The 25,302-nt window shown below is 67.1% G+C and carries 25 protein-coding genes; 8 read left to right on the top strand and 17 right to left on the bottom strand.

Annotated elements, in window-relative coordinates; genetic code table 11:
• Window positions 1-33: 33 nt before the first annotated feature.
• The 8 genes from KBY70_RS12695 to KBY70_RS12660 form a co-directional block, all read right to left on the bottom strand.
• Window positions 34-1,866 (bottom strand): diflavin flavoprotein, encoded by a 1,833-nt coding sequence (locus KBY70_RS12695; RefSeq protein ID WP_254988740.1) that lies wholly within the window; start codon window positions 1,864-1,866, stop codon window positions 34-36.
• Window positions 1,866-3,617 (bottom strand): diflavin flavoprotein, encoded by a 1,752-nt coding sequence (locus tag KBY70_RS12690; RefSeq protein WP_254988739.1) that lies wholly within the window; start codon window positions 3,615-3,617, stop codon window positions 1,866-1,868. Before KBY70_RS12690 ends, KBY70_RS12695 begins: the two co-directional genes overlap by 1 nt.
• 111 nt (window positions 3,618-3,728) lie before the next feature.
• Window positions 3,729-4,178 (bottom strand): Hsp20/alpha crystallin family protein, encoded by a 450-nt coding sequence (locus tag KBY70_RS12685; RefSeq protein WP_094561255.1) that lies wholly within the window; start codon window positions 4,176-4,178, stop codon window positions 3,729-3,731.
• A gap of 135 nt (window positions 4,179-4,313) precedes the next feature.
• Window positions 4,314-4,832: an MEKHLA domain-containing protein gene (locus KBY70_RS12680; RefSeq protein ID WP_254988738.1), complete on the bottom strand. Its 519-nt coding sequence runs from the start codon at window positions 4,830-4,832 to the stop codon at window positions 4,314-4,316.
• Window positions 4,822-5,730, bottom strand: a complete 909-nt coding sequence (locus tag KBY70_RS12675; protein WP_254988737.1) for an SWIM zinc finger family protein — start codon at window positions 5,728-5,730, stop codon at window positions 4,822-4,824. Before KBY70_RS12675 ends, KBY70_RS12680 begins: the two co-directional genes overlap by 11 nt.
• Window positions 5,727-6,008, bottom strand: a complete 282-nt coding sequence (locus tag KBY70_RS12670; protein WP_254988736.1) for a nucleotidyltransferase domain-containing protein — start codon at window positions 6,006-6,008, stop codon at window positions 5,727-5,729. The genes KBY70_RS12675 and KBY70_RS12670 overlap by 4 nt, the downstream gene beginning before the upstream one ends.
• A gap of 94 nt (window positions 6,009-6,102) precedes the next feature.
• Entirely contained in the window at window positions 6,103-9,222 is a 3,120-nt protein-coding gene (locus KBY70_RS12665) for a DEAD/DEAH box helicase (protein ID WP_254988735.1), read from the bottom strand.
• Between the two features lie 10 nt (window positions 9,223-9,232).
• Complete coding sequence (locus KBY70_RS12660) at window positions 9,233-9,676, bottom strand: hypothetical protein (protein WP_254988734.1); 444 nt, start codon at window positions 9,674-9,676, stop codon at window positions 9,233-9,235.
• A 62-nt stretch (window positions 9,677-9,738) separates the two neighbouring features.
• Between KBY70_RS12660 and alaS the strand changes: the two genes are divergently transcribed.
• The 3 genes from alaS to KBY70_RS12645 all read left to right on the top strand — a co-directional run bounded on the left by alaS (window position 9,739) and on the right by KBY70_RS12645 (window position 13,413).
• Window positions 9,739-12,423 (top strand): alanine--tRNA ligase, encoded by a 2,685-nt coding sequence (gene alaS, locus KBY70_RS12655; protein ID WP_254988733.1) that lies wholly within the window; start codon window positions 9,739-9,741, stop codon window positions 12,421-12,423.
• A gap of 89 nt (window positions 12,424-12,512) precedes the next feature.
• The gene (locus KBY70_RS12650) at window positions 12,513-12,701 is read left to right on the top strand and encodes a hypothetical protein (RefSeq protein ID WP_094561248.1); all 189 of its coding nucleotides are present in this window, start codon (window positions 12,513-12,515) and stop codon (window positions 12,699-12,701) included.
• A gap of 115 nt (window positions 12,702-12,816) precedes the next feature.
• The gene (locus KBY70_RS12645) at window positions 12,817-13,413 is read left to right on the top strand and encodes an SIMPL domain-containing protein (RefSeq protein ID WP_254988732.1); all 597 of its coding nucleotides are present in this window, start codon (window positions 12,817-12,819) and stop codon (window positions 13,411-13,413) included.
• On the opposite strand, the gene speA is transcribed toward KBY70_RS12645, so the two are convergent.
• From speA to KBY70_RS12630, 3 genes are read right to left on the bottom strand one after another with little or no spacing between them, the layout of a single operon-like run.
• A complete protein-coding gene (speA, locus tag KBY70_RS12640) occupies window positions 13,410-15,374 on the bottom strand; it encodes a biosynthetic arginine decarboxylase (protein ID WP_254988754.1) in 1,965 nt (654 codons plus the stop codon). The two genes, KBY70_RS12645 and speA, sit on opposite strands and share 4 nt — an antisense overlap.
• On the bottom strand, window positions 15,368-15,775 hold the full coding sequence (locus tag KBY70_RS12635; protein WP_094561246.1) for a type II toxin-antitoxin system VapC family toxin: 408 nt from the start codon (window positions 15,773-15,775) through the stop codon (window positions 15,368-15,370). The genes speA and KBY70_RS12635 overlap by 7 nt, the downstream gene beginning before the upstream one ends.
• The gene (locus KBY70_RS12630) at window positions 15,772-16,029 is read right to left on the bottom strand and encodes a type II toxin-antitoxin system Phd/YefM family antitoxin (protein ID WP_094561245.1); all 258 of its coding nucleotides are present in this window, start codon (window positions 16,027-16,029) and stop codon (window positions 15,772-15,774) included. The genes KBY70_RS12635 and KBY70_RS12630 overlap by 4 nt, the downstream gene beginning before the upstream one ends.
• A 100-nt stretch (window positions 16,030-16,129) precedes the next feature.
• Between KBY70_RS12630 and ndk the strand changes: the two genes are divergently transcribed.
• Entirely contained in the window at window positions 16,130-16,588 is a 459-nt protein-coding gene (gene ndk, locus KBY70_RS12625) for a nucleoside-diphosphate kinase (protein ID WP_254988753.1), read from the top strand.
• 13 nt (window positions 16,589-16,601) lie between these two features.
• Here the strand turns inward: ndk and KBY70_RS12620 are convergent, their stop codons facing one another.
• From KBY70_RS12620 to KBY70_RS12610, 3 genes are read right to left on the bottom strand one after another with little or no spacing between them, the layout of a single operon-like run.
• Window positions 16,602-17,711, bottom strand: a complete 1,110-nt coding sequence (locus KBY70_RS12620; protein WP_254988731.1) for an FAD-dependent oxidoreductase — start codon at window positions 17,709-17,711, stop codon at window positions 16,602-16,604.
• Window positions 17,708-18,121, bottom strand: a complete 414-nt coding sequence (locus KBY70_RS12615; RefSeq protein ID WP_094561242.1) for a type II toxin-antitoxin system VapC family toxin — start codon at window positions 18,119-18,121, stop codon at window positions 17,708-17,710. Before KBY70_RS12615 ends, KBY70_RS12620 begins: the two co-directional genes overlap by 4 nt.
• Window positions 18,118-18,372 carry a type II toxin-antitoxin system Phd/YefM family antitoxin gene (locus KBY70_RS12610; protein ID WP_094561241.1) on the bottom strand — a complete coding sequence of 85 codons (255 nt, stop codon included), beginning with the start codon at window positions 18,370-18,372 and terminating at the stop codon, window positions 18,118-18,120. Before KBY70_RS12610 ends, KBY70_RS12615 begins: the two co-directional genes overlap by 4 nt.
• A 135-nt stretch (window positions 18,373-18,507) precedes the next feature.
• Here KBY70_RS12610 and gatB point away from each other — a divergent pair, with 135 nt between their 5' ends.
• Window positions 18,508-20,016, top strand: coding sequence for an Asp-tRNA(Asn)/Glu-tRNA(Gln) amidotransferase subunit GatB (gene gatB / locus KBY70_RS12605; protein WP_254988730.1), 1,509 nt, complete (start codon window positions 18,508-18,510; stop codon window positions 20,014-20,016).
• Here the strand turns inward: gatB and coaE are convergent.
• The gene (coaE, locus tag KBY70_RS12600; protein ID WP_254988729.1) at window positions 20,006-20,575 is read right to left on the bottom strand and encodes a dephospho-CoA kinase; all 570 of its coding nucleotides are present in this window, start codon (window positions 20,573-20,575) and stop codon (window positions 20,006-20,008) included. The genes gatB and coaE overlap by 11 nt on opposite strands.
• 3 nt (window positions 20,576-20,578) lie before the next feature.
• Between coaE and argJ the strand changes: the two genes are divergently transcribed.
• Window positions 20,579-21,820, top strand: a complete 1,242-nt coding sequence (argJ, locus tag KBY70_RS12595) for a bifunctional glutamate N-acetyltransferase/amino-acid acetyltransferase ArgJ (RefSeq protein ID WP_409996065.1) — start codon at window positions 20,579-20,581, stop codon at window positions 21,818-21,820.
• 820 nt (window positions 21,821-22,640) lie between these two features.
• Here argJ and KBY70_RS12585 read toward each other — a convergent pair.
• Complete coding sequence (locus KBY70_RS12585; protein ID WP_254988726.1) at window positions 22,641-22,856, bottom strand: hypothetical protein; 216 nt, start codon at window positions 22,854-22,856, stop codon at window positions 22,641-22,643.
• Window positions 22,857-23,692: 836 nt separating this feature from the next.
• Between KBY70_RS12585 and KBY70_RS12580 the strand changes: the two genes are divergently transcribed.
• A complete protein-coding gene (locus tag KBY70_RS12580; protein WP_254988725.1) occupies window positions 23,693-24,139 on the top strand; it encodes a hypothetical protein in 447 nt (148 codons plus the stop codon).
• 36 nt (window positions 24,140-24,175) lie between these two features.
• On the opposite strand, the gene KBY70_RS12575 is transcribed toward KBY70_RS12580, so the two are convergent.
• Entirely contained in the window at window positions 24,176-24,427 is a 252-nt protein-coding gene (locus KBY70_RS12575) for a helix-turn-helix domain-containing protein (RefSeq protein WP_254988724.1), read from the bottom strand.
• Window positions 24,428-24,676: 249 nt separating this feature from the next.
• Here KBY70_RS12575 and KBY70_RS12570 point away from each other — a divergent pair, with 249 nt between their 5' ends.
• A complete protein-coding gene (locus KBY70_RS12570) occupies window positions 24,677-25,291 on the top strand; it encodes a hypothetical protein (RefSeq protein WP_254988723.1) in 615 nt (204 codons plus the stop codon).
• The last annotated feature ends 11 nt before the right edge of the window (window positions 25,292-25,302 follow it).

Below are 25,302 nucleotides of genomic sequence, written 5' to 3'. Positions count from 1 at the left end.
TTCCCAGGTGCCCTGTCAAGTCGTTGGCACCCGTTAGTAGTTGGCGCCGCTGCGGCGTTGGTGCACGGCCGTGGTGCCGCTGCCATCCAGCACGCTCCCGTGGCTTACCTGGGCGTACAGCAGCCAGTGGTCGCCGCATTCCATTCGCTGCTGCACCGTGGCCTCGAGCCAGGCCAGGGCCTCCGGCAGGATCGGCTGGCCGCTGGGGCTCTCGTCGAGCTCCAGTCCGGCAAAGCGATCGGCCCCTGGCGCAAAGGGCTGCAGGAACTGCTTCATCGGCCCGGTTTCGCGCCCGGCGGCCAGCACGTTGAGGGCGAAGCGATCACCGATGTGGAGCAGCGCCTCCACCGCCCGATCCTTGGCCACGGCCACGGTGAAGCCCGGCGGCGAGAAGCTGGCCTGGCTCACCCAGCTGGCCACCATGGCGCTGCTGAGGCGGCCGCTGCCTTCCCCTTTGCTGGTGGTGAGCACGCACAGGGAGCCCACCACCCGGCCCAGGGCCTGCACGGCAGGGTTGCTGCGGCTTTCGCTGAGGCCGCCGCTGGCGCTGCGCCGTTGGGCCTTGCGCTGCTCGGCCTGCAGCTGGCGGCCGAGGGCGGTGCCGGTTTCCTCGATGGTTTTGAGGGTGGCCGCATCCGGGCTGAATTTCACCTTGATCGGCTCGAAGGCAAAGCGGAAGCCGCCATCGCGCAGCTTGCTCTCCAGCAGATCCAGGGCTTCGCCGCTCCAGCCGAAGCTGCCGAACACGCCCACCGGCTTGCTGCGGTCGCCCTCGGCTAAAACTGTGCCCAGGGCCGAGACGATCGGTGTGGGGGCATGGCCGCCGAGGGTGGGCGAGCCGATCAGGATCGCGTCGCAGGAGCGGATCGCCGCCAGCAGCTGCTCGGGCGGCGTGAATTCACAGTTGATGCTCTCCACCCGCACGCCGGTGCGACCCACCCCCTGGGCCAGGCCGTCGGCGATGGCGGCGGTGTTGCCATAGGCGCTGGCAAACAGCAGCGCCACCGACAGCCGCGCCCGCTCCTGGCTCGCCCCCCAGCGGTGGTAGTCGTTGAGCAGGCTGCGCCAGCTCTCGCTGATCGCCGGTCCGTGGCCGGGGGCGATCGTGCGGATGTCGAGCTCTTCGAGCCGTTCCACCACCGCGTCCACCTGCCGGGCCATCGGGGCCATCAGGCAGTCGTAGAAGTAGCGGCGGTCTTCCTCGCTGCTGCTGCGGTTGGCTTCAGCGAAGCTCTCGCTGCAGAGGTGGGCGGCAAAAAATTTGCCGCTCATCAGCAGGCCCGTGGTTTCCTCAAAGGCCATCAGCCCCCCGGGCCAGCGGGGGGTGGGCGTGGGCATCAGGCGCAGCACGTGGCCATCGCCCAGGGCTTGGCTGGTCTCCTGTTTCACCACCTCGATCGGTGGCAGGGCCGGCGGGGGTGGCGGGATCGCCGCCGGGGGGGCGTCGTTGGGGCTGCCGCCCTCGGCAGGTTTGGAGGGTTTTTGCTGGCTCCAGAGCTCCTCCAGCAGGCGGGCGCCGGCGTTGGAGCTCACCAGCAGCGTGTTGGGCCAGCGGGCCGCCAGCTGATGCAGCAGGGCCACCCGGTTGGGGTTGACATCGCCCACCACCACCTTGAGTGGGGCGTCGCTGGGAACCAGGGCGGCCAGCTCCGTCAGGAAGGGCTCGGCGAACGAGGCACCGGGAGGGTGCACCAGCAGCGCCGCTGCCGGAAACAGGAAGCTGTTGGCGGTGGTGCCCCGCTCCAGGCCGTACTCCACCTCAAAGCGCAGCCGGGTGGGGCTGAGCCCCTTGAGGCAGATCAGGCCAGGCTCGAGGGGCAGCTGGATGACGCGTCGGGCGCTGCTGGGGTCGGCCGAACTGCCCATCAGTAGTGGTTCCCCACTTTGCGGTGGTGCACGGCGGTGCTGGCCTCGGTGTCGGCCACGTTGCCCTGCTCCACTTCGGCGTAGATGATCCAGTGATCAGGCCCTTCCATCCGCTGCGTCACGCGGCAGCCCAGGTAGGCCAGGGCATCGCCCAGCACCGGACCGCCGGCGGCGGCGCCTTCGAGGGTGGCTATGCCGGCGAAGCGATCGGCCCCGGGCGGGAAGCGCTTGAGGAAGTGGCGCAGCAACTCCTGGTGGTTGTCCTCCCGCAGGATGTTGAGCACGAAGCGGTCGCCCACCTGCAGCAGCGCTTCGATGGCGCGGTCTTTGGCCACGGCCACGGTGAGGCCGGGCGGTTCGAAGCTGGCCTGGCTCACCCAGCTGGCCACCATGGCCGAGCTGCGGCTGCCTTCGGGTGTGTCCTGGCGGGCGGTCACCACATAGAGGCCACCGCTGAGCCGTCCGAGCGCCTTGTCGAGATCGCCATCGAGGGCCTTCATGGCGGCGATCGTCTTCGCCTTGGTGAGCAACTGGCCCAGGTCGGTGCCGGCTTCCTCGCAGCGTTGATAATCCGGGCCGCCTGGCACCTGGCGGATGCGCAGCGGTTCAAAGGCGGTCTTCTGGCCGAGGCTGCGCAGCTGGTTGGCCACCGTGTCGATCGGCTCATCGTCGCCGCCGAAGGCGTCGTAGCTGCCCACCCACTGCTTCGGCTTGAGGGCGGCCAGCAGGGTGCCGATCGAGGCCTGCAGCTCGGCATCGGGGTTGGTGGGCCAGGTGGGCACCACTACGGCGCTGGCCTCGCCCACCAGGGCGCTGAGCTCCTGGGGGTCGGTGGCGCGCAGATCCACCAGCTGCACCTGGGCGCCGGCCTTGCCGATGCCGCGGGCGATCGCCTGGCTGAGGCGATCGCAGAAGCCGTATTGGCTCAGGTAGCAGACGGCGGCATAGGCCTCGGTGCTGCTGCGGCCTTCACTCCAGGAGCGGTAGTCGTCCAGCCACAGGCCCAGGTGGCGGCGCAGCAGGGGCCCATGGCCCACGGCCACGGTGGTGATCGCCGGCAGGGCAGCCATGCGCTTCATCGCCTGCAGCACGCTGCGGGCGTTGGGGCCCATCAGGCAGTCGTAGTAGAAGCGGAAATCGGGCGCGATCGCCCCCGGATCCTCATCAAAGACGTCGTCGGAGCAGTAGTGCAGGCCGAAGGCATCGCAGGTGTAAAGGATGCCGGTGCCGTGGTCGAACGAGAAGATCGTGTCGGGCCAGTGCAGATTCGGCGCGCTCAGAAACTCGAAGCGGTGCGCCACGCCACTGGCGGGGTTGGTGCCCAGATCCAGCTCCTCGCCGCTCTTCACCGCCCGGCTCTTGAACGGGCGGTGCACCTGATCCTCCAGAAACTGGATCGCCACCTTCGAGGCGACGATCTCGATGTTCGGATTCAGATCGAGCAGGTGGCCGATCAGGCCGGAGTGGTCGGGCTCGGTGTGGGACACGATCAGGTGATCGATCGCCTTCGGATCGATCTGCTCCTGCAGCAGCGGCAGCCAGCTGCTTTCAAATTTGAGGTGGCTGGTGTCGATCAGGGCAGTGCGCTCGCCCCGCACCAGAAAGCTGTTGTAGGTGGTGCCGTTGCGCAGGCCGAATTCGATGTCGAAGCGGCTGCGATCCCAGTCGAGCGAGCGGATCGTGGTGGTGTCGGGCCCGATCGCCTCGCACTGCAGGGTGAGCCGGGGTTTGGCCGCGACGGCACCAGCCATGGATCCATCAGCAAGTGGAATAACTGTAGGAAGCTTCGCTCAAAAAAAGGCCCGGCACGGGGCCGGGCCTGGGGTCTCGTGTCTCCTGCCGGTGGTCGGGCCCCCGCCCGTTCAACCCTCCACGTGCACCTGCACGGTGGTTTGGGTTTGGGCCTTCGGGGCCGTGATGGTGAGCACGCCGTCGCGGTAGTGGGCTTCGAGGCCATCGCGGTTGATGCCGCCGGGGAAGCGGAAGCTGCGGCTCCAGGTGCCGTAGCGGATCTCGCTGATCAGGGGGGCCGGCTGGGCCTGGTCTGGCTCGCTCTGGGTGGGCTGGCGCCGTTCGGCGCTGATCACCAGGGTGCGGTCGGTGGCCTTGACGTCGATCGAGGCCTTGTCGACCCCCGGCAGTTCCAAGGCGATGGTGTAGGCCTCGGGGCCGTCGTGCACCTCGGCGGCGGGAACCCGCGCGGCCTTCTGCATGTCGGCGTTGTTGAGCTGACGCTCAAGGGTCTTGAACAGATCGGCTTCGAGCAGGTCGCTGCGGAGCAGATCGAAGGGGGATTGGCGAATGGTGAGCATCGGAGGTTCTCCGGAACACCGCCAATGTGCTGCGGCCTGCTGGGCGCCAACAGGGTGCAGACCGCCCTGCCGGGTACGGCCCTCACGGCCCTGTTCGGTTGGCACCACGGGTTGGTGCGGGCAACCGGCAGCCCCCTAGGTGCCACCAGCGAGTTGCCACCAGCGGCTGAAGGCCGCCGCCTGGCCGCAGGGTTGGCCGCTGCTGTCGCGCAGGGTCCAGAGGCGGGCGCCGTCGATCTGGAAGCGGCGGCCCTGGCTGTCGATGCGAATGCCTCGGTAGCCCGTCAGGGCGTGCTGGGCCTGGGCCTCCACCAGGGCCTGGCTGCGGCTGGCCCGCTCGGCCGGCTCCGCGGTAAGCCGCGACGGCATGCCCACCATCGCGGCCCAGGACCGCTGCCACAGCCGCAGGGCGGCGCGGTTGGCGTAGGTGAGCCGGGGGCCGGGATCGGCGGCGGGGTCGGCGCCGTCGTGGGCCAGCACCACCACCTCGGCGGCGAACAGCTCCTGGGCCAGCAGCTGGGGCGAGGCATCGGCCGCCAGCCCGGCGATCAGCGGCGCGGCGAAGGCCTGCTGGTGGCTGGACACCAGCCGGCCGGCCAGGGCTATGGCGTCCGGCGCCAGCCATGGGGGTGATTCCAGGGATTCAGCCGTCATCACCGTTGACGGGGCCCATCGCCTTGGCCATGGCCAGGGCGGCGATCTGCTGGCCGTGGGCCTTGAGGTGCTCCAGGAAGTGGAGATTGGCCTCGGGGAAGCGGGGCTCTTCGGCCAGGGGCAGGGGCCCGGCGGCATCGAGGCCGGTGTCGCCCTCCAGGGCCGGGGTGATCACCACCAGATCCGAATCCAGGGCTGCGCCGTAGCGCCACCAGCGGCTCGGGTCCTTGATGGCGGCATGCACCGGGTGCGTAACGGCCTCGGCGACCGGCTGCGAGCCCTTGGCGGCTGCAGCCTGCCTGGCCTGTTTCGCCAACGCCCTGCGCCGCCGTTTGGCCAGGTCGGCCAGCAGCTGGGCCCGGGTGCGGCCGCGCATCTGGAACAGCACAAAGGGGTCTTCGCTGAAGCGATCGCCCATCAGGTAGTACACAGCGCTGACGTGCTTGCAGGGGTTGGCCTTGTCGGGGCAGCTGCACTCGCTGCGCACCTCCTGCAACTTGAACGGGAACAGGCGCTTGCCGCTGGCGGCGAAGGCGCGCTCGATGTCCTGGGGCATGACGCCGGCCAGCAGCTGGGCCGACCAGCGGGCCTTCTGGGTGAGGGCATCGAGCACGTAGCCCCAGTCGTCGTCGTTGAGCACGTCGAGCCAGAGCTTCACCTTGTAGGGCTCCTCGCCGGTGCCCTGCACCCGGGCATGCACCCGCCGGCCCTCGAAGCGGATCGAGGTGACATTGCTGGAGCGGGCGTACTCCCAGGCGCGCTCCAGCCGCTTCTTGTAGCGGTAGGAGTTGATCAGCTCCATCCACTGCTCCACCCACCAGGGCTGCTGGGCCAGGCCCTGGTCGCCCAGTTGGGTGGCGATGGCGCCGCTGGCGTAGGGGCTCGGGGTGATCGTCATGGGAAGGGGATGCCGATGCGCTCGATGTGCTCGCGCAGAGCAGCACTGCAATCCGCGTCGGCGCTGAAGGCCAGGTCGATGTCGGAGCCAGCCCAATGCTTGCCCATGGCCCGTGAGCCGTAGAGCTTCACCCAGTGCAATTGGGGAAACTGCTCCTGCAGACAGCGGCGGATCTCGGTCGCCGTGCGCTCGCTGAGCCCGTGGCTTGTTGGCGCCGGGTGCGCGCTGTTGTGGTGGGGAGCGTTTTGGGTTTGTGCAACAGCCTGTTTCACAGACACAAATGGGTTGTTTGGCATCACCTGCTCTCCTCCAGCTTGATGCTGAACAGATCGTGCAGTTGCTGTAGGCCAGCCAGGTAGCGCCGCCATCGCCTCAATCCTCCTCACTGAGGCTGACCAGGTCTTTGAGCTGGCCCACATCGAGGCCGCCGAGCCAGTCTTCGCCGGAGCCGACGATCTCCTCGGCCAGCTTCGACTTCTCCTGGATCATGCGGTCGATCTTCTCCTCCACCGAGCCGCTGGTGATGAACTTGTGCACCAGCACCCGGTTCTGCTGGCCGATGCGGTAGGCGCGGTCGGTGGCCTGGTTTTCCACGGCCGGGTTCCACCAGCGGTCGATGTGGAACACGTGGCTGGCGCGGGTGAGGTTGAGGCCGACGCCGCCGGCCTTGAGTGACAGCAGAAACAGCTGGGGGCCGCGGGGGTCGTCCTGGAAGCGGTCGACCATCGCCTGGCGTTCGGTTTTGCTGGTGCTGCCATACAGGAACGGCACCTCCTGGCGCCATTTGCGCTGCAGGTGGGCCTGGAGCAGCAGGCCCCATTCGGCGAACTGGGTGAACAGCAGCGCCCGGTCGCCTGCTTCGATCACCTCTTCGAGGATCTCTTCGAGCCGCTGCAGCTTGGCGCTGCGGCTGCTGAAGCTGCCGTTGCCGGCGGCGAGCACGGCGTCGGCGTCTTCCTTGAGCGCCAGGGCCGGGTGGTTGCAGATCTGCTTGAGCTTGGTGAGCAGGGCCAGCACCTGGCCGTGCTTCTGGCCCAGGGGTGCCCGAGCGATGGCGTCGAGGCTCTCGTCGACGGTGCGGTTGTAGAGCTTCTTCTGCTCGGGGGCCAGGCCCACCCACTCGTGCAGCTCCACCTTCTCCGGCAGGTCGGAAATGATCGACTTATCGGTTTTGAGGCGCCGCAGGATGAAGGGCCCGACGCGGGCTTTGAGGTCGCGCATCGAGGCCATGTCGCCGTAGCGCTCGATCGGCAGCCGGTAGCGCTGGCGGAAGAAGGGCTCGTCGCCCAGCACCTTGGGGTTGAGGAAGTCCATCAGCGCCCACAGCTCGCTGACGCGGTTTTCCACCGGCGTGCCGGTCAGGGCGATCCGGAAGCGGCTGCCGCCTTTGCTGAGCCGGCCGGGGCGTGCCAGGTCGCGGGCCGCCTGGCTCTGCTTGGCGCTGGGGTTCTTGATCGCCTGGGCCTCGTCGATCACCATCCCCTGCCAGTCGACGCTCTCCAGCAGTTCGCTGTCGCGCTGCAGCAGGCCATAGCTGGTGAGCACCAGATCGACTCCCTTGAGGGCTTTTTTGAGGGCTTCGGGGCTGGACGGACGGCGCGGGCCGTAGTGCTCCCGCACCGAGAGCTCCGGCGTGAAGCCATGGGCCTCCCGCTTCCAGTTGGTGAGCACCGAGGTAGGCGCCACCAGCAGCACCGGCCGCTTCAGTTCCTCTTCGGCCTTGAGGTGTTGCAGGAAGGCCAGCAACTGGATCGTTTTGCCCAGGCCCATGTCGTCGGCCAGGCAGGCGCCCTGGTCGAAGCGGTGCAGGAAGGCCAGCCAGCCCAGGCCCCGCTCCTGGTAGGGCCGCAATTGCCCGGAGAAGCCCGGCGGTGCGGGTAGGGGATCGGGGGCCTTCTGCTGGTGGTACTGCTCCAGCACCGCCAGCAGCCGCGGACCGGCGTCGAAGCGGTGCACCGGCAGCCGGTGGAAGGTGTCGCCGTCGCTGGCGGTGAGCCGCAGGGCATCGTCGAGGCTGAGGCCTGGATCGGCGCCGCAGAACCGCTCGGCGTTGCGCAGGTCGGCGGGGCGCAGCTCGATCCAGGCGCCCTTGTGCTGCACCAGCGGGCTGCGCTTGGCCTGCAGGCGCTCCAGATCGCGAAGGGTGAGGGTGACCCCACCGATCATGAATTCCCAGCTGAAGCTGAGCGATTCGCCCAAGGTGAAGCCGCGCGATTTCTCCGGCAGCTCGGCCGTGATCGCCAGGCCCAGCCGGCTCGCCAGGCCGCCGGAGAGGCTGGCGGGCAGCACCACGCCCACGCCCACGTCCCGCAGCTGGGACGCGCCGGTGCGCACCAGCACGAAGGCCTCGGCCGGGGTGAGCTGCATCGCCTCGGGGGTGGCCGAATCCAGGCCCCGCTCGATTGGTTCAAACACCGTTAAGGCCCGGCCCATGCCCTCCAGCAGCAGCTCGCTGGGCTGGGGCACGGCGATCTCGCCCATCTGCAGGCCCCGATCGCCGGCGGCCCACACGGCGGCCGCCGGCACCCGCAGGCTCGGGTCGGCCTCGGCCTGCAAGCCGAAGCGCAGCTCCCAGAGCTCCTCGCCTTCGGCGGGGGTGAACAGCTCCAGGCAGGTGCGGGCCGGCTCCACCTTGCCCGCCACGCCCTCGCGCCAGTGGTGGGTGGCGATGCTGAGGCGCTCCAGCTCTTCCTCGCCCAGGTTGAGGCTGCCGTCGCCCTTGCCCAGGGCCTTCTGCCAGGCCGCCAGCAGCGGATCGAGGCCTTCGGCGCTGGGGCTGAAGCCCGCCCGCAGCTGGCCATCGAGCAGGGCCTCCAGCAGGCTGGCCACCCGCAGCCGGCCGCTGCCGGGGCGCCGGCAGGCCAGGGCCGGGTCGCCCAGCGGTCCGGCGGCCAGGGCGCAGGTGGCCACCTGGGGCAGGCCGCTAGCCAGGTCTTCCAGGCGGCGGCGGTCGTCTTCCCGGTTGAGCAGCGGCAGCCAGCGGGCTTTGCCTTCGTCGATCTGCGGCAGCCAGCGGCCCCGGGCAATCAGGCTCAGGGCCCAGCGCTGCAGGTGGCTCCACCAGCGCAGCTCATCGGCCATCTCCGGGTGTTCGCCGGCCAGGGGCAGCTGGCTCAGCCATTCGCCCGCATTGGCCGAATCCAGGGCCCAGCCCTCCACCTGCCAGGGCCACCACTCCAGCTGCTTCGGGATCGGTTCACCGGCCTGGAGCGGCAGGCCGCTCCAGCTGCTGGCGCTGGTGCGGCGGCCCTTGGCGGCCTGGCTGCGGCTGGGCAGGCTCAGGGTGGCCCGGGCCGGACGCAGGGCCTCGGTCCAGAGGCCGTTGTCGTCGAGCCAGGTGGCCAGATCGTCTTCGTTGAGGGCCAGGGGGTGCTCGGGGGCCTCGAGCTTGGGCACGGCGGGGGTGGCCACACGCCAGGTGTCAGCCCACAGAAACAGGCGGCCACCCGAACCCTCGGGGGGAAACAGCCAGGTGGCGTGCAGCAGACTCATGAAGCCGGCCTCAAGGCCGTCGGGCGGGCAGGAGGCGTGGGGCCAGGCGCTGCGCTGAATGCAGCACCAGGGCGCTGCCGATCAGCGGCAGCCAGAGGGGCAGCCACCCGCGAATCAACTCCATCATCACAGTTGACAGGCCCATCAGCCCAGTGGGCAGGGTTGCGACGAGCTCCAGGGGGCTGCCGAGGCTGCGGATGCCACACACGGCGCCCACCAAACCGGCCTGCAGATGGCTGTCATCGGGGTCGACCCGCTGCAGGTGAAAGGCCAGCAGGCCATAGAAAAAGCCGCAACCGGCCGAGCGCAAGGCGGGATCGAGGGTGGTGCTCAGCTCAGGACCGAGCCCGGTGGCCAGCAGCTCAAGCAAGCCGGCCACGGCTCCTGCGGCCAGGGCCCAGCCGATCGATTGCAGCCGCAGCTGGGCGCGGGGCTCGCTTTCGGCCACAGACACAGGGATCGGGCGCGGACCAGTGCTGGGCGATCATGCCCTGCTCAGGGTTGTTTTGCTCCGCCATGGCCGCCAATCCCCGCACCGGACTGCCCAAGAGCGGCGCCGAGATCCGCGCGGCCTTCCTCGACTTCTACGAGCAGCGGGGCCACAAGCCGATGGCCAGCGCCTCACTGATTCCCGACGACCCCACGGTGCTGCTCACCATCGCCGGCATGCTGCCCTTCAAGCCGGTGTTTCTGGGGCAGCAGGCGCGGCCGGCGCCGCGGGCCACCAGCTCTCAGAAGTGCATCCGCACCAACGACATCGAAAACGTGGGCCGCACGGCGCGGCATCACACGTTTTTCGAGATGCTCGGCAACTTCTCTTTCGGCGACTACTTCAAGGAGCAGGCGATCCAGTGGGCCTGGGAGCTGAGCACCGGGGTGTTCGGGCTCTCGCCGAACAACCTCGTGGTGAGCGTCTTCCGCGAAGACGACGAGGCCGAAGCGATCTGGCGTGACGTGGTGGGCGTGAACCCCAAGCGCATCATCCGCATGGATGAGGCCGACAACTTCTGGGCCTCAGGCCCGACCGGCCCCTGCGGCCCCTGCTCGGAGATCTACTACGACTTCAAGCCCGAGCTCGGCAACGACGGCATCGATCTGGAGGACGACAGCCGTTTCATCGAGTTCTACAACCTGGTGTTCATGCAGTACAACCGCGACGCGGAGGGCACCCTCACGCCGCTGGCCAATCGCAACATCGACACCGGCATGGGCCTCGAGCGCATGGCCCAGATCCTGCAGGCGGTGCCGAACAATTACGAAACCGATCTGATCTATCCGCTGATCGAAACGGCGGCGGGGTTGGCGGGGGTCGACTACCGCACCCTCGACGACAAGGGCCAAACCTCTCTCAAGGTGATCGGCGACCACAGCCGCGCCATCACCCAGCTGATCTGCGACGGCGTGACGGCCTCTAATCTCGGCCGCGGTTACATCCTGCGCCGGCTGTTGCGCCGCGTCGTGCGCCACGGACGGCTCCTCGGCATCGACAAGCCGTTTCTGACGGCGATGGGCGAGGCGTCGATCGCCTTGATGCAGGACGCCTACCCCCAGCTCGTGGAGCGCCGCGAGGTGATCCTGGCGGAGCTGGCGCGCGAGGAGGCCCGCTTCCTGGAAACCCTGGAGCGGGGCGAGAAGCTGCTGGCGGATGTGCTGGCGGCGAAGCCCCGCCAGATCAGCGGCGCCCAGGCCTTCGAGCTCTACGACACCTACGGCTTCCCGCTGGAGCTCACCGAGGAGATCGCTGAGGAGCACGGCCTCACGGTGGATCTGGCGGGCTTTGAGGCGGCGATGGAGGCCCAACGCCAGCGAGCTAAGGCCGCGGCGGTGAGCATCGACCTCACCCTGCAGGAGGCGATTGATCAGGTGGCCGCCGCCGCCGAGGCCACCGCCTTCAAGGGCTACGAGGCCCTGGAGCACCCCAGCTGCGTGCTGGCCCTGGTGGTGAACGGCGAACCGGCGGAGCGCGCGGTGGCCGGCGACAGCGTGCAGCTGGTGCTCGATTCCACCCCCTTCTATGGCGAGGGCGGCGGCCAGGTGGGCGATCGCGGCGTGCTGAGCGGCACCGGCACCGGCGGCGACGGCGTGATCGTGAGCATCGAAGCGGTCTCGCGCAACCGCTCGGTGTTTGTGCACAGCGGCCGGGTGGAGCGCGGCAGCCTGGCGGTGGGCGATCTGCTCAATGCCCAGGTGGATCGGGCCTGCCGTCGCCGCGCCCAGGCCAACCACACGGCCACCCACCTGCTGCAGGCGGCGCTCAAGCAGGTGGTGGATCCCGGCATCGGCCAGGCCGGCTCGCTGGTGGATTTCGACCGCCTGCGCTTCGACTTCCACTGCCCCCGCGCCGTGAACCCCGCAGAGCTCGAGCAGATCGAGGCCCTGATCAACGGCTGGATCAGCGAGGCCCACACCCTGCAGGTGGCGGAGATGGCGATCGAGCAGGCCAAGGCCGCCGGCGCCGTGGCGATGTTCGGTGAGAAGTACGCCGATGTGGTGCGGGTGGTGGACGTGCCCGGCGTGTCGATGGAGCTCTGCGGCGGCACCCACGTGGCCAACACCGCCGAGATCGGCCTGTTCAAGATCGTGGCCGAGAGCGGCGTGGCCGCCGGCATCCGCCGCATTGAGGCGGTGGCGGGCCCGGCGGTGCTGGCCTACCTGAAGGAGCGCGAGGCGGTGGTGAAGCCCTTGGCCGAGCGCTTCAAGGCCCAGCCCGGCGAGATCGTGGAGCGGGTGGGCCAGCTGGCCGACGAGCTCAAGGCCACGCAGAAGGCCCTGGCGGCAGCGTGCGCTGAGCTGGCGGCGGCCAAGGCCGCAGCGCTTGTGGCCCAGGCCCAAGCGGTGGGGGCTGGCGCCGGTGGCGTTCCCTTCCAGCTGATGGTGGCCCGCCTCGATGGCGTGGAGGGCGCCGGGCTGCAGGCGGCAGCGCAGGGCCTGGCCGACCAGCTTGGCGATGGGGCGGCGGTGGTGCTGGGCGGTCTGCCCGATCCCGGGGATCTGGCCAAGGTGATCCTGGTGGCGGCCTTCGGCAAGGCGGTGATCGCCGCCGGCCCGAAGGCCGGCGCCTTCATCGGTGGGGTGGCGAAAGCCTGCGGCGGCGGCGGCGGCGGCCGGCCCAACCTGGCCCAGGCTGGTGGGCGCGATGGCGCAGCCCTGGATGGGGCGCTGGCGCAGGCGCGCGCAGAGCTGGAGGCGAAGCTGAGCTGAGCGGCCAGCTGGGGAACTGCTCCCGCCGGCTGGCGTGGCGGCACAGCGTGGGAACTGTGGGGTCAGTTCGTGCTGTGAGGAGCTGCGCCATGGCCAGCACCTTTGTGATTCATGCCCGCCGCGACTGGACCTTCCAGCTGGTGCTGCTGGGCAGCCGGCTGCAGCTGGAGGGCTGGTGCGACGGCGACTCCAACCGCTGCAGTGCCTGGGTGGATCCCACCCAAACGCCGCATGATGTGGCTGATCAGTTGATGCGCCAGCCAAGCTGTTGTTTGTAGGCGCAGAGGACCGATGGGCCGGAGTGTGGTCTGGTGGCTGCCCGCTGTGTTGGCCTAGGTTCCCCTGCCGGGATGGGCCCAGGCCCAGATCCAGCTCTCCTGTGGCGGCGCTGTGGTGGAAGCCCGCGGCAGTGCCGAGTTGAAGCGCCCCACCCAGCGGCTGCGCTTCTCCTTGGCGCTGGAAGCGGAGGAGCCCAGCAGCGATGCGGCCCTCGCCAGCCTGCAACGGCGTTTGGCTGAGGTTCGCCGCCGTCTCCAGGCTCTGCAGGTGAGCAACCTGCAGGTCACCTCGCCGTCCACCTGGAAACGGCCGGCAAGCCGGGGTCTGCCTGAGCTGGTTCAGGCCAGCCTCCAGGTGTCGGGCCAGCTGGCCCCTGCCCTGCTGCAGCCGCTGGTGCGGCAGGTGGGGGGTTTGCCCGGCGTGCGTCTGTCCCCCGTGGCTCCTGAGGCCGATGGGGCCGGCGACCGCTCCGCCCGCCGCCAGTTGTTGCGGGCGGCCTATCAGGACGCGCTCCAGCAGGCCCAGGATGTGGCGGCTGCCATGGGGTTGCGGGTGGTTCAGCCCTTGGAGGTGCAGCTCGATGGCGGGGCACGACCGGTGCCGCTGCGGGCGATGGCGCTGGCGGATGGGTCGGTTCCCCCCTTTGATCCGGCCGAGCTCCCCGGACAAACGGACCGCCTCAGCCTCCAGGCCCGCTTCTGCGCCCGTTAGCTCTGCAGGTAGGTGGTCTGGCGCAGGCTGGCCTCCAGGTGGGCCATCAGGCGGCGGGCGTCGCTGATGCGCAGCTGGCCGCGGCCGATCGCCTCTTCGCTGGCCACCCGCAGCCGCTCCAGCAGCAGCTCCGGGTTGTGCTCCATCGCCTCCAGCACCTCGGCGTTGGTGTCGCCCCGCACCACGTGGTCGAGCTGGTAGCCACCGCTGGCCTTGAGCCGCAGGTGCACGGCGTTGGTGCTGCCGAACAGGTTGTGCAGGTTGCCCATCACCTCCTGGTAAGCCCCGCCGAGGAACATCCCGATCCAGTAGGGCTCGCCGGCGCGCAGGCTGTGCAGCTCGAGCAGCGGTTTCACCTGGCCCCGCCCGGAGCGCCCGGCCGGATCAATGAAGCGGGCGATCTTGCCGTCGGAATCGCAGGTGAGGTCGGCGAAGCTGCCCAGGCTCTGCGGCCGTTCGTCGAGCCGGTGGATCGGCAGCACCGGAAACAGCTGGTCGATGGCCCAGGTGTCGGGGGCCGAGCGGAACACCGAGAGGTTGGCGTAGTAGGTGGAGGCCAGGGCCGCCGGCAGGGCGCGCAGCTCCTCGGGGATCACGGCTTCGGCCGGCAGCAGGGCCAGCCGCTCGGCGATGGCTTGGCAGCAGGCCCAGGTGAGCTGCTCGGCCAGGCCCCGCTCCGGCAGGCCCAGGTAGCCGAGGCGGAAGGCGGCCAGGGCGTCGTCCTTGAACTTGAGGGCGTCGTTCCAGGCCTCCTGCAGCGCCTCAACGCTGGCTTCCACCGCGACCTCAGTTGCCGTGATCGCGGCGTAGGTGTCGCGCAGGTTGCGCAGGATCAGCGCTTCGTCGTTCTGTCGCGGCGGCACGGCTCCGGGCAGGCTGCCGGCGCCGAGCACGTCAAACACCAGCACCGAGAAATGGCTGGCGATGGCGCGGCCGCTTTCGCTCACCAGGGTGGGCACGGGAATGCCGTGGGGCGCGCAGCACTCCTTTACCGTCGCCACCACGTCGTTGGCGTAGTTCTGCAGGGAGTAGTTGGTGGAGGCAGCGCTGGCGGTGCGGCTGCCGTCGTAGTCGATGCCCAGGCCGCCGCCCACATCCAGATAGCCCATCGGCGCCCCCAGCCGGGTGAGCTCGCCGTAGATCTGGCCGGCTTCCTGCAGGGCGTCCTTGAGCACGGCGATGTCGTTGATCTGGCTGCCCACGTGGAAGTGCAGCAGCCGCAGCTCGCCGAGCAGGTTGGCGGCCCGCAGCGCCTGCACCGTGGCGAGCAGGTTGGGCACCGACAGCCCGAATTTGGCCCTTTCGCCCACCGAGCTGCCCCAGCGGCCGGTGCTGCGGGCTGAGAGCTTGGCGCGGATGCCGATCAGGGGAGCGGCGCCCAGCTCCTGGCTGGCGGCGATGATCCGCTCCACCTCGTCGGCCTGCTCGATCACCACCACCGGCTGGCGGCCCAGCCGCCGCGCCAGGATCGCCGTCTCGATGTAGCGCTGGTCCTTGTAGCCGTTGCAGATCAGCAGCGCCTCGGGGTCGTCAATCAGCGAGAGGGCAATCAGCAGCTCCGCCTTGCTGCCGGCCTCGAGGCCGAAATGCCAGCGCTTGCCGCAGGCCACCAGTTCCTCCACCACGTGGCGCTGCTGGTTGCACTTCACCGGAAACACGCCCTGGTAGCGGCCGCCGTAGCCGTATTGAGCGATGGCGCGTTCGAAGGCGCCGTGGATCCGCTCCAGCCGGTCTTCGAGGATGTCGTCGAAGCGGATCAGCAGCGGCAGCGACAGGTCGCGGCCCTGCAATTCCTGCACCAGCTCCACCAGATCGAGGGAGCCGCCGCGGTCGCCGCGGGGCTGCACCATCACGTGGCCGCGATCGCTCGCCGAGAAGTAGGGATCACCCCAGCGATCCAACCCGTAGAGGGCGGCGCTGTCGGCAGCAGTCCAGGTGTCGCTGTTCGTCAGGGTCACCAGAGGGTCTGCACGTGGGGGTAGGTCCTGATTTTGGAGTCTGCACTCACCAGGGGGATCGCCAGCTCGCGGGCCTGGGCCACCAGGAACCGGTCGGCGGGATCGGGATGAAAGGGTTCGGGAAGGTTGGTGGCGGCCACGGCCACCCGGGGCTCCAGGGGGAGCAGCCTGAGTGCAGGGATCGAGCCCAGCAGCTCAAGCCAGCGCTCGCAACTGATGCTGAGGGCAAGCCGCCCGCGACTCACCAGCATGGCCACCTCCCAGCAGCTGATGGCCGACACCAGCAGGCCCGGCTCCAGCGGGTTAGTGCCGGCGTCGTCGATGGCCGCTTTGGCGGCGGGGGATAGGCGATCCAGATCGCCATTCACCCACCAGATCAGGGCATGGGTGTCGAGCAGGATCACGCCAGCGCATCCCAATCGCCTTCGGCGACGGGCGCGAAGGGGTCGTCGTAGTGCAGCACTGCCCCCTGCAGGAGCTGCAGGGGGTCGGACGCTTGGTTGGGGGCGGGGCGATAGGGGCGAACCTCCAGTGCCGGCCGGCCGTGATCGGTCACCACCAGCGGTTGACCACTGGTCTCGATGTCGCGGAACAGCGCCAGCGCATGGGCCTTGAACTGGGATTTGGAGATCCAGCGGGGCGGGGTGGCTCCCGGCATCCATTCAGCCCATAGTCATCTGACCCTAGTCAGAAGCGTGGGTGCTTGCCAAGCGGCAGGCCTGCCGCACACGATGACGCCACCTTTGCTTTTGCACCCTGTGGCCACCGAACGCTCCTTCATTGCCATCAAGCCCGACGGCGTTCAGCGCGGCCTGGTGGGCGAAATCCTGGGGCGCTTCGAGCGCAAGGGCTTCAAGCTGGTGGGCCTCAAGCAGCTCACCCCCAGCCGTGAGCTGGCCGAAAGCCACTACGGCGTGCACCGCGAGCGCCCCTTCTTCGCCGGCCTGGTGGAGTTCATCACCTCCGGCCCGGTGGTGGCGATGGTGTGGGAGGGCGACGGCGTGATCGCCAGCGCCCGCAAACTGATCGGTGCCACCAAGCCGCTCGAGGCTGAGCCCGGCACCATCCGCGGCGATCTGGCCGTGAACATCGGCCGCAACGTGATCCACGGCTCCGACGCCCCCGAAACCGCCGCCTTCGAAATCGGCCTCTGGTTCCAGCCCTCCGAGCTGAGCGATTGGACCCCCGCCGATCAGACCTGGCGCGTCGAGGGCTGAGGCGCCCAGGCCGCTAAGGCGAGAAGCGCCGCCAGCTGAAGGCGTCCAGTTGGCGGTGTGCTTCAGCCGACACTTCGCCCTTGATGGCCGCTGCCACCAGCTCGGCGGTGATGGCGGCTAGCAGCACGCCGTTGCGGTGGTGGCCGGTGGCCAGCCATAGCCCCGCAATCGGACTTCTCCCCAGCAGCGGCCCCTCGTCGGGGGTGCAGGGGCGGAAGCCCCACCAGCGCTCCATCGGCGGCCAGGCACTTGCTTCGGGCAGCAGGTCGGCGATGCCGTCCTGCAGCTGGCGCTGGCCCGCAGGCGTCAGCCCCTCGCTGAACCCCGCCTCGGCCTCACTGGTCGCCCCCACCACCAGCAGTCCGTCCTCCCGCGGCACCAGATAGGTGCCTGGGCCAAAAATCACCCGGCCCAGGGCCTGGCGCGGCCCCTGCAGCGACAGCATCTGGCCCTTCACCGGCACAACCGGCAGCTCGGGCAATAGCTTGGCGCTCCAGGCGCCGCAGGCGAGCGCCGCCCGCTGGGCCGGCAGCCGCTGGGCGTCGCCTTCGGCATTGCGTAGGTGCACCGCCTGGAGAGTGCCGGCCCCGTCGCGCTCGAGGCCCAGCACCTGGGTGCCCTCCTGGAAGGTCACCCCCAGCTCCACGCAGGCCCGCTCCAGGGCCCGCATCAACTGGCGGCGGTTGTCGATCTGGCCGTCTTGGGCAAACAGCAGCCCGGCCTGCCAGCTTGGGCCGATGCCGGGCACCTCCTGTTCCAGGCCGCGGCGATTCAGGGCTTCACCCCAGGCGGCGGTGGGGTAGGCGTCGCGTTCCGCGGCGCTGGGGAAGGGCACCACGATGCCGCAGGGCCGCAGGCCGCAGCGCAGGCCGCTGTCGGCTTCGATCTGCGCCACCCAGGCGGGAATGCGCGCCAGGCTCGCCTGGCCCAGGGCCAGCAGGTCGCCGCTGAGCCCTTCGGCGTGGGGCGCCAGCATCCCCGCTGCCACGAAGCCCGCGGCTTCACTGCGGCGGCGGCTCAGCACCAGCACCGCCTCGTCGCGGCGGGCCAGCTGGTGGGCCAGGGCCAGGCCCATCAGGCCGCCCCCCAGCACCGTGATGGTTGCCCCCTTGGCTGCAGTCATGGCTGGGCTGGCGCCGCTGGCTCCAGCCCCAGCACCGTGGCCCCGCAGGAGCGCAGGGCAGCGTCAGCGGTGATGAGTAGCAGTGGTTCCTGGCGGCTTTGCACGAGCAGCAGCTGGTCGAAGAGGTCGCTGGGGGCGGCGCTGCTATCCAGCTCGGCCAAGGCCAGCAGGTGCTCATTGAGCAGGGGCAGCCAGTGGAAGTGCTGACGGGTCACCTCCTGCTCCAGGCGGGCCAGGTCGAGCTGCACCCGGCCTTGGCGTTGCTTGAGGGCCAGTTCCCAGAGGCTCACCTGGCTCACGAACACCTCGGCCCCCGGCGCCTGCACGGCGGCGATGGCCCAGGCCGGTAGGCGCGGGTCGTCCGCCAGCCACCAGAGCAGCACCTGGGTGTCGAGCAGCAGGCGTTTCATTGCAGCGGTGCGTCGAAGTTGGCGGCGATGGCAATGGCGTGGCGCATGGCGCCTGGTGCGTGGGCGGCGCTGGGGCTTGGTACCCAGGCGCTGAGGCGGGCGACCGGCTTGCCTGCTCTGGCGATCCAGATCTCCTCGCCCTGCTCCACCTGGAGCAGAAGGCGCGAGAGCTGGGTTTTGGCCTCATGCACATTCACCAGCTGGGGCCGGTTGCTTGGTGTTGGCTCAGGGGGGAATGGCGGGTAGGCCATGGCCGCAGAAACTTCTGGACTTAGTTTTAGCTTAGCTAACCAGCGTCAATCACGACCCGCCCCGGAGCCCCCTCGCCCCGTCAAGCCGGCGTCCAGGGGCTCCCCATAGGATCGGCTGAGGCATTGATACAGGCCATGGCAGGCGCGGCAGCAGCCCCAGCATCACGAGCCACATCCCAGCAGGCTCCTTGGGAAGCCGTGATCGGCCTGGAGACCCACGTGCAGCTGGGCACCGCCAGCAAGATCTTCAGCGGCGCCTCCACGTGCTTCGGCGACGACCCCAACACCCACATCGATCCGGTGGTGTGCGGCCTGCCAGGCACCTTGCCGGTGCTGAATCAGAAGGTGCTTGAGTATGCGGTGAAGGCGGGCCTGGCCCTCAACCTCCACATCGCTGAACACAGCAAATTCGACCGCAAGCAATATTTCTATCCCGACCTGCCCAAGAACTACCAGATCTCCCAATACGACGAGCCGATCGCCGAAGACGGCTGGATCGAAGTGGAGGTGGCCGAAAAAGGCAAGGACACCTATCTCAAGCGCATCGGCATTGAGCGCCTGCACATGGAGGAGGACGCCGGCAAGTTGGTGCACGCCGGCAGCGATCGCCTGGCTGGCTCCACCCATTCGCTGGTGGACTACAACCGCGCTGGTGTGGCCCTGGCTGAGATCGTCAGCAAGCCGGATCTGCGCACCGGCCGCGAAGCCGCGGAATACGCCTCGGAGATCCGCCGGATCATGCGCTACCTGGGTGTGAGCGACGGCAACATGCAGGAGGGCTCCCTGCGCTGCGATGTGAACATCTCTGTGCGGCGTGGCCCTGATGCCCCCTTCGGCACGAAGGTGGAGATCAAGAACATGAACTCGTTTTCCGCCATCCAGAAGGCGATCGATTTCGAGATTCAGCGCCAGATCAAGGCCTATGAGGCCGGCGAGCCGGTGGTGCAGGAAACCCGCCTCTGGGATGAGGGCAAGCAGCTCACCAAGAGCATGCGCTCCAAGGAGGGTGCCAGCGACTACCGCTATTTCCCCGACCCGGATCTGGGCCCGATCGAGGTGAGCCCCGCGCAGCGCGAGGCCTGGCGCGCCGAGCTGCCGGAGCTGCCGGCCGCCAAGCGCCACCGCTACGCCGATCAGCTGGGGCTGTCGATCTACGACGCCCGGGTGCTCACCGATGAACGCCCGATGGCGGAGTACTTCGAGGCGGCCGTGGCGGCCGGGGCCGAAGCCAAAGCCGTTTCCAATTGGGTTACCGGCGACATTGCAGCATATGTGAACGCCAACAAGCTCCCGATCGCGGAGTTGCCCCTCCGGCCCGATCAGCTGGCGGAGATGGTGCAGCTGATCGAGGGCGGTGTGATCAGCGGCAAGATCGCCAAGGAGATCCTGCCGGAGCTGCTGGAGCGGGGCGGTTCTGCCAAGGCGATCGTGGAGCAGCGGGGGCTGGGCATGATCAGCGACCCGGCGGCGATCACGGCGATCGTGGAGGCGCTGCTGGCGGCCCACCCCGAGGAGGTGGAGGCCTTCCGCGGCGGCAAAACCAAGCTGCAGGGTTTTTTTGTCGGCCAGCTGATGAAGCAAACCGGCGGCAAGGCCGATCCCAAGCTCGCCAACCAGATCCTCAGCCAGAAGCTCAAGGGTTGAGCGCCCGCTCCACCTCCTGCTCCAGCTGCTGCGGCCCAACGCGGTTGTTGAGCACCACATCCGCCAGCCCCCGTTTGCGCGCCTGGGGCCATTGGGCGGCGATCCGCGCGCGGGCGTCAGCTTCGCTGAGCTGATCGCGCGCCATCAGCCGTGCCAGCTGCTGGGCCTCCTCGCAGTCCACCAGCCACACCTCGCTGCAGAGCGCTTCGAGGCCCGCCTCAAACAGCAGCGGAATCATCAGCACCACCACCGGTGCCGCAGCGAGGCGCTCCAGCTCGGCCGCAAAGCGCGCCCGCACCAGCGGATGCACCAGCTGCTCCAGCCACTGCCGCTCGGCCCCATCGGCAAACACGATCCGCCCCAGTGCGGCGCGATCGAGCGTGCCGTAGCGCGCCAGCACCGCCTGCGCCCCCGGGCTCCCGGGTGCCAGCGCCTCGCGGGCATAGACATCGGCATCCAGCACCGGCAGCCCCCTCGCCGCCAACAGCTGGCCAACGCTGCTTTTGCCACTGGCGATGCCGCCGGTGAGGCCGATGCGGCGCTGGGGGGTGGAGGCCATCGCATCAGTGTGGTTCAGGATGCAGCCAGTGGCCGCAGCGCCTTGACCCACCCCTGGCACCCCATTCCCGGCGGCATCACGGCCCCCAGAGGCTTCCTCGCGGCGGGGATCACGGCGGGGCTGAAGGCCTCCGGCAAGCCCGACCTCTCCCTGCTGCTGGCCCCCGAGGGCGCCGTATGCGCCGGCACCTTCACCACCTCCCTGGTGCGGGCGGCCTGCGTGGACCTCTGCGCCGAGCGCCTGGCGATCAGCGGCGGCCACGCCCGCGCCGTGCTCACCAATTCCGGCCAGGCCAATGCCTGCACCGGAGAGCACGGCCTGGCTGACAGCCTCACCGCCACCGCCTCGGTGGCCGAGCGCCTGGGGCTGGCCGCCGGGGCCGTGCTGATCTGCTCCACCGGCGTGATCGGCGTGCCGATCCCGATGCCCACCCTGCTGGCGGGCCTGGATCCGCTGGTGGCGGCCCTCAGCCCGGAGGGTGGCGGGGCGGCGGCCCTGGCGATTCTCACCACCGATCTGACTGACAAGCAGATCGCCCTGGAGGCCGATCTCGGCGGCCGCACGGTGCGCATCGGCGGCATGGCCAAGGGGTCGGGGATGATCCACCCCACCATGGCCACGATGCTCGGCACCCTCACCTGTGATGCCGGCGTGCCGGCGGATGTGTGGCAGGCGATGGTGAAGCGGGCGGTGGAACGCTCGTTCAATGCGATCACGGTGGACGGCGACACCAGCACCAACGACACGTTCCTGGCCTTTGCAGCCGGCGAGCGCTTAAGCCCCGAGCACTTCGAGGCGCTGGAGGCCGGCCTGACGGCGGTGTCGCAACACCTGGCCAAGGCGATCGCCCGTGACGGCGAGGGCGCCACCTGTTTGATCGAGATGCAGGTGGAGGGCACGGCCGATGACGCCGGCGCCCGCGCCATCGCCCGCACTGTGTGCGGTTCGTCGCTGGTGAAGTGCGCCGTGCACGGCCACGACCCCAACTGGGGCCGGATCGTGGCCGCCGCCGGCCGCGCCGGTGTGCCCTTTGATCCCGGCGCCGTCGTCCTGTGGCTGGGCGAGCACCAGCTGATGGCCGCCGGCCAGCCCCTGGCCTTCGATCGCGCCGCCGCCAGCGGCTACCTCCGCAACGACCCGGTGCTGATCCGCCTTGTGGTGGGCGCCGGATCCGGCTCAGGCGTGGCCTGGGGCTGCGACCTATCGGATCAATATGTCCGCATCAACGCCGATTACACGACGTAGAGGCAAACCCGTTGCGCTGGAGGGGTTCTGAGGGGTGACTGGGTGACGCTTACGGAACGCTTACGGAGGAGACAGACGTAATTCCCAGTGCTCAACTGAAACTCGATACGTTCAAGTCGATCCTTTTTTCTCAAATCCATTGGCAGAAGCGGATTCTTTCCGTAAGCAAGGCACCTCACCCACCCTCAGGACACCACCCCTGCCGCACCTCCTGCCGTGCCACCCACTGAGAGCACCGCTTGGTCAGATGCTCCCCCTGAGGAATCAGACCTTGGTGAATCGGACAGGTCAGCAGGGTGACGCAGTGCCTGCCAACCTCGTAGCGGAAGTGCTGGCAGGTGATGCAGACAGACCCCGTGCGGGATGGTTTCAGGACATCCCACTCCAGGTCATCCCACTCCTCTGGGTGGGTCAAAGCGGCAGAGGCGGTCACAGCAGCAAGGTAAGAACACCTGTACTAGTTGCGACGAGGGGTTGAGGTCAAGTCCTCGCTCACTGACCCATCAAGCAAAACGGGCAGAGCACGGGACAATCGACACGAGAGCAGGCACAAGGAAGTGAGCGTCCCTTCCCGCAAACTCCAAAACCTTCGCGGGCAGTCCCTGCTGTTCCGATGCCTGGAGACTGGGTTTGTCACGACTGCCCCTGCCCTGACCCGCTATCAGCAAGGAAGGGACATAGACCCATCCAGGCGGGAACTGGTGGGAGAACGACCCGCCAACTGGATCAAAGAAGTCCCCACAAGCACCTGTGAGCATTGCGGAATGGTCGTAAAGGGCAACCACTGGACGTTCAGGCAGCACCAGCGGACCAAGAGGTGTCAGGCGTCCATAGCGGCATAAGTCCCCAACTGCTCCTCACACGCCTGAATATCCGCCAGCAGGTCACCCAGGAGTATCCGCACTGTTGGGGACTGCTCTTGGTTCCTTGAGGCATTCAGGGCGAGCACGGTGAGGCGTGTGGTCATCTGCTCCAGCGTCAGCAGGGTGCCTTCAAGAACCTCCGTAGCAAGAGCAGCGGTGGTCAGGGTGGTCATCGGATCTGGAGCGACTGCTCACAGTGTTCCCACAGGCATCCGCTGAAACTATGCACACACCGCATAACGGGCAAAACCCAGTCCAGCAGGCGAGAATGGGCGGAAGCGACCAGACCCAGTGACTGACTCAGCGACCATCAGCACATCCGAAGCAAGCGATGAGGATCTGGGGGATCTGCTGCTGGAGGTGCTGCCCCCTGATAGGAGCACCATCGGGAAACCCTGTAATTGAATGATGGATACTCAGTCCCAGGGTGTGCGGAGTTTAGAAGCATCGAGAGGATTCAATGCCCAAGGCACTTGATTTAAAAGATCAACGCTTCGGTCGACTAGTTGCGATAGAGCGCAGAAAGGGCAGCAGGAATGAAGCGGCAGCGTGGTTGTGCAAATGTGATTGTGGAAACGAAAAGTGGGTGATCACGGAACTTCTGATAAGAGGGACAACAAGATCATGTGGTTGCCTACATAAAGAGCAACTGTCAGAGCGACGGTCAATAATTGAGGTGGCAGGCACAAGGTACGGGAAGTTGCTCATAATCAGTCCCGCAGGGAAAGGGGGTGATCACGGTTCACGCCTAATGTGGTTGTGCCAATGCGACTGCGGGGAAAAGACAGTTGTAGAAGGAAATCGTCTCCGCTCTGGGAATACTACTAGTTGCGGGTGCGGCATAGCAGAGGCAATTACGGCACGGCACGCAATAGATATATGCGGGCAACGCTTTGGGCGCCTAGTCGCAATCAAACCAGTTGTTGGCGCAAGGTTCCCTAATGGCAAGGCAAAAAGACAGTGGGAGTTTCTTTGTGACTGTGGGAATAGAACAATAAGCACTGTATCGATGGTTAAGTTTGGCAATACAAGGAGTTGCGGTTGTCTTATGCGAGAGCAGAGTCCGCTCAATTTCCATAACGAGGGGCACCGAGCATATGCCGAAGATCCCGAATATGCCAACAGAACTAGTCTCCTCTACTTCGTAGAAGTGGCACAAACATGCGAGAAGATCGGTATTGCGTTCGACTTAGAAAAGCGTTCCCGAGGCGACTACACAGAAGTTTGGTGGACGAAAGAGATGCCGAGGGCACTTTGCTGGGCAGTTGAGCAGGTTGCGTTACATCTAACCAAGGAGTTTGCCGCGATGGACTTGCCCAAGGAACTTTGCGTAGGCGGAGTCACAGAGTTCAGGCAGGGTTTGGAGATTGACGATACCATCGACCTATTAGAAGAACTCTCCGAGGAGGCAACAGAATTAGGGTGGAGAATCTTCTATGACAAATATCTGCTGTAAGCAAAATGGTGGACTGATTCATTCTTTCATTGAGAACTACGCCTCAACCACCTCCAACAGATCCTCAATCCCACAATCCAGAACCGTCACAATCTTGGATGCCAGATCCAGAGACAGGGCGGATGCCGCCTTCTGATCGTTCCGTGCCAGTCGGGTGATTGTGGTTGCTGCCACCCCTGCCGCAACCGCCAGAGCGTTCATCGTGATTGCCTTCTCACCCGCTTCCGCACGACGCAGATTTGCCTTGGCGATTGCCTTGGCGAGGGTCAGACGAACTTGCTTTGCCATAAGGCGCACGATACCTCAAGCACTCCACAGAGGCAAAGCAGTTTTGAATGCCTATGCCTCAATGCCTAGCACAGATAGCAGAGTGTCAGACACCAAACCAGAGCACTACCTGAACCACGGCAAATCCCACCAGGGCAACGAAGGCAATGAACAAGATCCCGTCAAGCATCCCAGAATTGCGAGCAAAACATATCTAACGATAGCCTCAGGCAGCTAGAGATGCTAAGGTGCTGAAATAATGTGACGATCATGGCTGAGGCTTCCAAGGACAGTTCAGTAGTAGAACTCTCTCCGCTCACGCTTGTCAAATGGATTGATACCTCGCCAGACCTCCGCTACATAAGAGAAGCTGCAGACAAAATAAAAGCAAGGTATGATAGCGACTCTCAAGAGATTGCGTTTCAAACACCAAACAGAAGAACTGTTAGCGCACGGGATGAAGGAATTGGTAGTCGCCTGAGAGAATTCTTTTGGCCAAGTGGGACAAGCCTCAGGGGCAAAACATGTGCATCCCAGGAATTCGATCAAAGCTGTCGAAATACGTCAAGCCTAATGGCAGGCTCAACACTGTGGGATGCTGTCAGCACTTATCCAATTATCCAATACGGAATTAGCTCTTATTTGGGAATATTGTCGATCCCATCGGCAGTTTCTTTGTCTCTGTTGCTGATGTTTTTTAGCAACAAAGCTGGGCAAGAATCATGCAACAGAACAAAAGGCAAAAAGAACTCTGCAAGCAACGCTTTAAGGGCACCTCGAAATTTACGAGATTTGCCAGCCTCTGATCACCATAAAAAAATGCCTTTCGGCATCGTCGCAGCAGATCATAAGTGCTCAAGCAATACAATATTTTTGGCAAATTGATTCGTATTGGA

The sequence above is a fragment of the Cyanobium sp. ATX 6E8 genome, from assembly GCF_024346335.1.
GTDB lineage: Bacteria > Cyanobacteriota > Cyanobacteriia > PCC-6307 > Cyanobiaceae > Cyanobium_A.
Note: the sequence above shows the minus strand (reverse complement) of the source record. Positions and strands in the feature narration are given on the sequence as shown.

What these genes read in the sequence shown, in the direction of transcription:
- KBY70_RS12690 (WP_254988739.1), bottom strand. Translation starts at nt 3,617, where the DNA reads ATGGCTGGTGCCGTCGCGGCCAAACCCCGGCTCACCCTGCAGTGCGAG.
- coaE (WP_254988729.1), bottom strand. Translation starts at nt 20,575, where the DNA reads ATGGCCTCCACCCCCCAGCGCCGCATCGGCCTCACCGGCGGCATCGCC.
- KBY70_RS12675 (WP_254988737.1), bottom strand. Translation starts at nt 5,730, where the DNA reads ATGACGATCACCCCGAGCCCCTACGCCAGCGGCGCCATCGCCACCCAA.
- KBY70_RS12620 (WP_254988731.1), bottom strand. Translation starts at nt 17,711, where the DNA reads ATGACTGCAGCCAAGGGGGCAACCATCACGGTGCTGGGGGGCGGCCTG.
- KBY70_RS12570 (WP_254988723.1), top strand. Translation starts at nt 24,677, where the DNA reads ATGGCTGAGGCTTCCAAGGACAGTTCAGTAGTAGAACTCTCTCCGCTC.
- KBY70_RS12630 (WP_094561245.1), bottom strand. Translation starts at nt 16,029, where the DNA reads ATGCCGGGAGCCACCCCGCCCCGCTGGATCTCCAAATCCCAGTTCAAG.
- KBY70_RS12585 (WP_254988726.1), bottom strand. Translation starts at nt 22,856, where the DNA reads ATGACCACCCTGACCACCGCTGCTCTTGCTACGGAGGTTCTTGAAGGC.
- KBY70_RS12695 (WP_254988740.1), bottom strand. Translation starts at nt 1,866, where the DNA reads ATGGGCAGTTCGGCCGACCCCAGCAGCGCCCGACGCGTCATCCAGCTG.
- gatB (WP_254988730.1), top strand. Translation starts at nt 18,508, where the DNA reads ATGGCAGGCGCGGCAGCAGCCCCAGCATCACGAGCCACATCCCAGCAG.
- KBY70_RS12685 (WP_094561255.1), bottom strand. Translation starts at nt 4,178, where the DNA reads ATGCTCACCATTCGCCAATCCCCCTTCGATCTGCTCCGCAGCGACCTG.
- KBY70_RS12650 (WP_094561248.1), top strand. Translation starts at nt 12,513, where the DNA reads ATGGCCAGCACCTTTGTGATTCATGCCCGCCGCGACTGGACCTTCCAG.
- KBY70_RS12680 (WP_254988738.1), bottom strand. Translation starts at nt 4,832, where the DNA reads ATGACGGCTGAATCCCTGGAATCACCCCCATGGCTGGCGCCGGACGCC.
- KBY70_RS12580 (WP_254988725.1), top strand. Translation starts at nt 23,693, where the DNA reads ATGGTTAAGTTTGGCAATACAAGGAGTTGCGGTTGTCTTATGCGAGAG.
- KBY70_RS12665 (WP_254988735.1), bottom strand. Translation starts at nt 9,222, where the DNA reads ATGAGTCTGCTGCACGCCACCTGGCTGTTTCCCCCCGAGGGTTCGGGT.
- alaS (WP_254988733.1), top strand. Translation starts at nt 9,739, where the DNA reads ATGGCCGCCAATCCCCGCACCGGACTGCCCAAGAGCGGCGCCGAGATC.
- KBY70_RS12610 (WP_094561241.1), bottom strand. Translation starts at nt 18,372, where the DNA reads ATGGCCTACCCGCCATTCCCCCCTGAGCCAACACCAAGCAACCGGCCC.
- KBY70_RS12615 (WP_094561242.1), bottom strand. Translation starts at nt 18,121, where the DNA reads ATGAAACGCCTGCTGCTCGACACCCAGGTGCTGCTCTGGTGGCTGGCG.
- KBY70_RS12575 (WP_254988724.1), bottom strand. Translation starts at nt 24,427, where the DNA reads ATGGCAAAGCAAGTTCGTCTGACCCTCGCCAAGGCAATCGCCAAGGCA.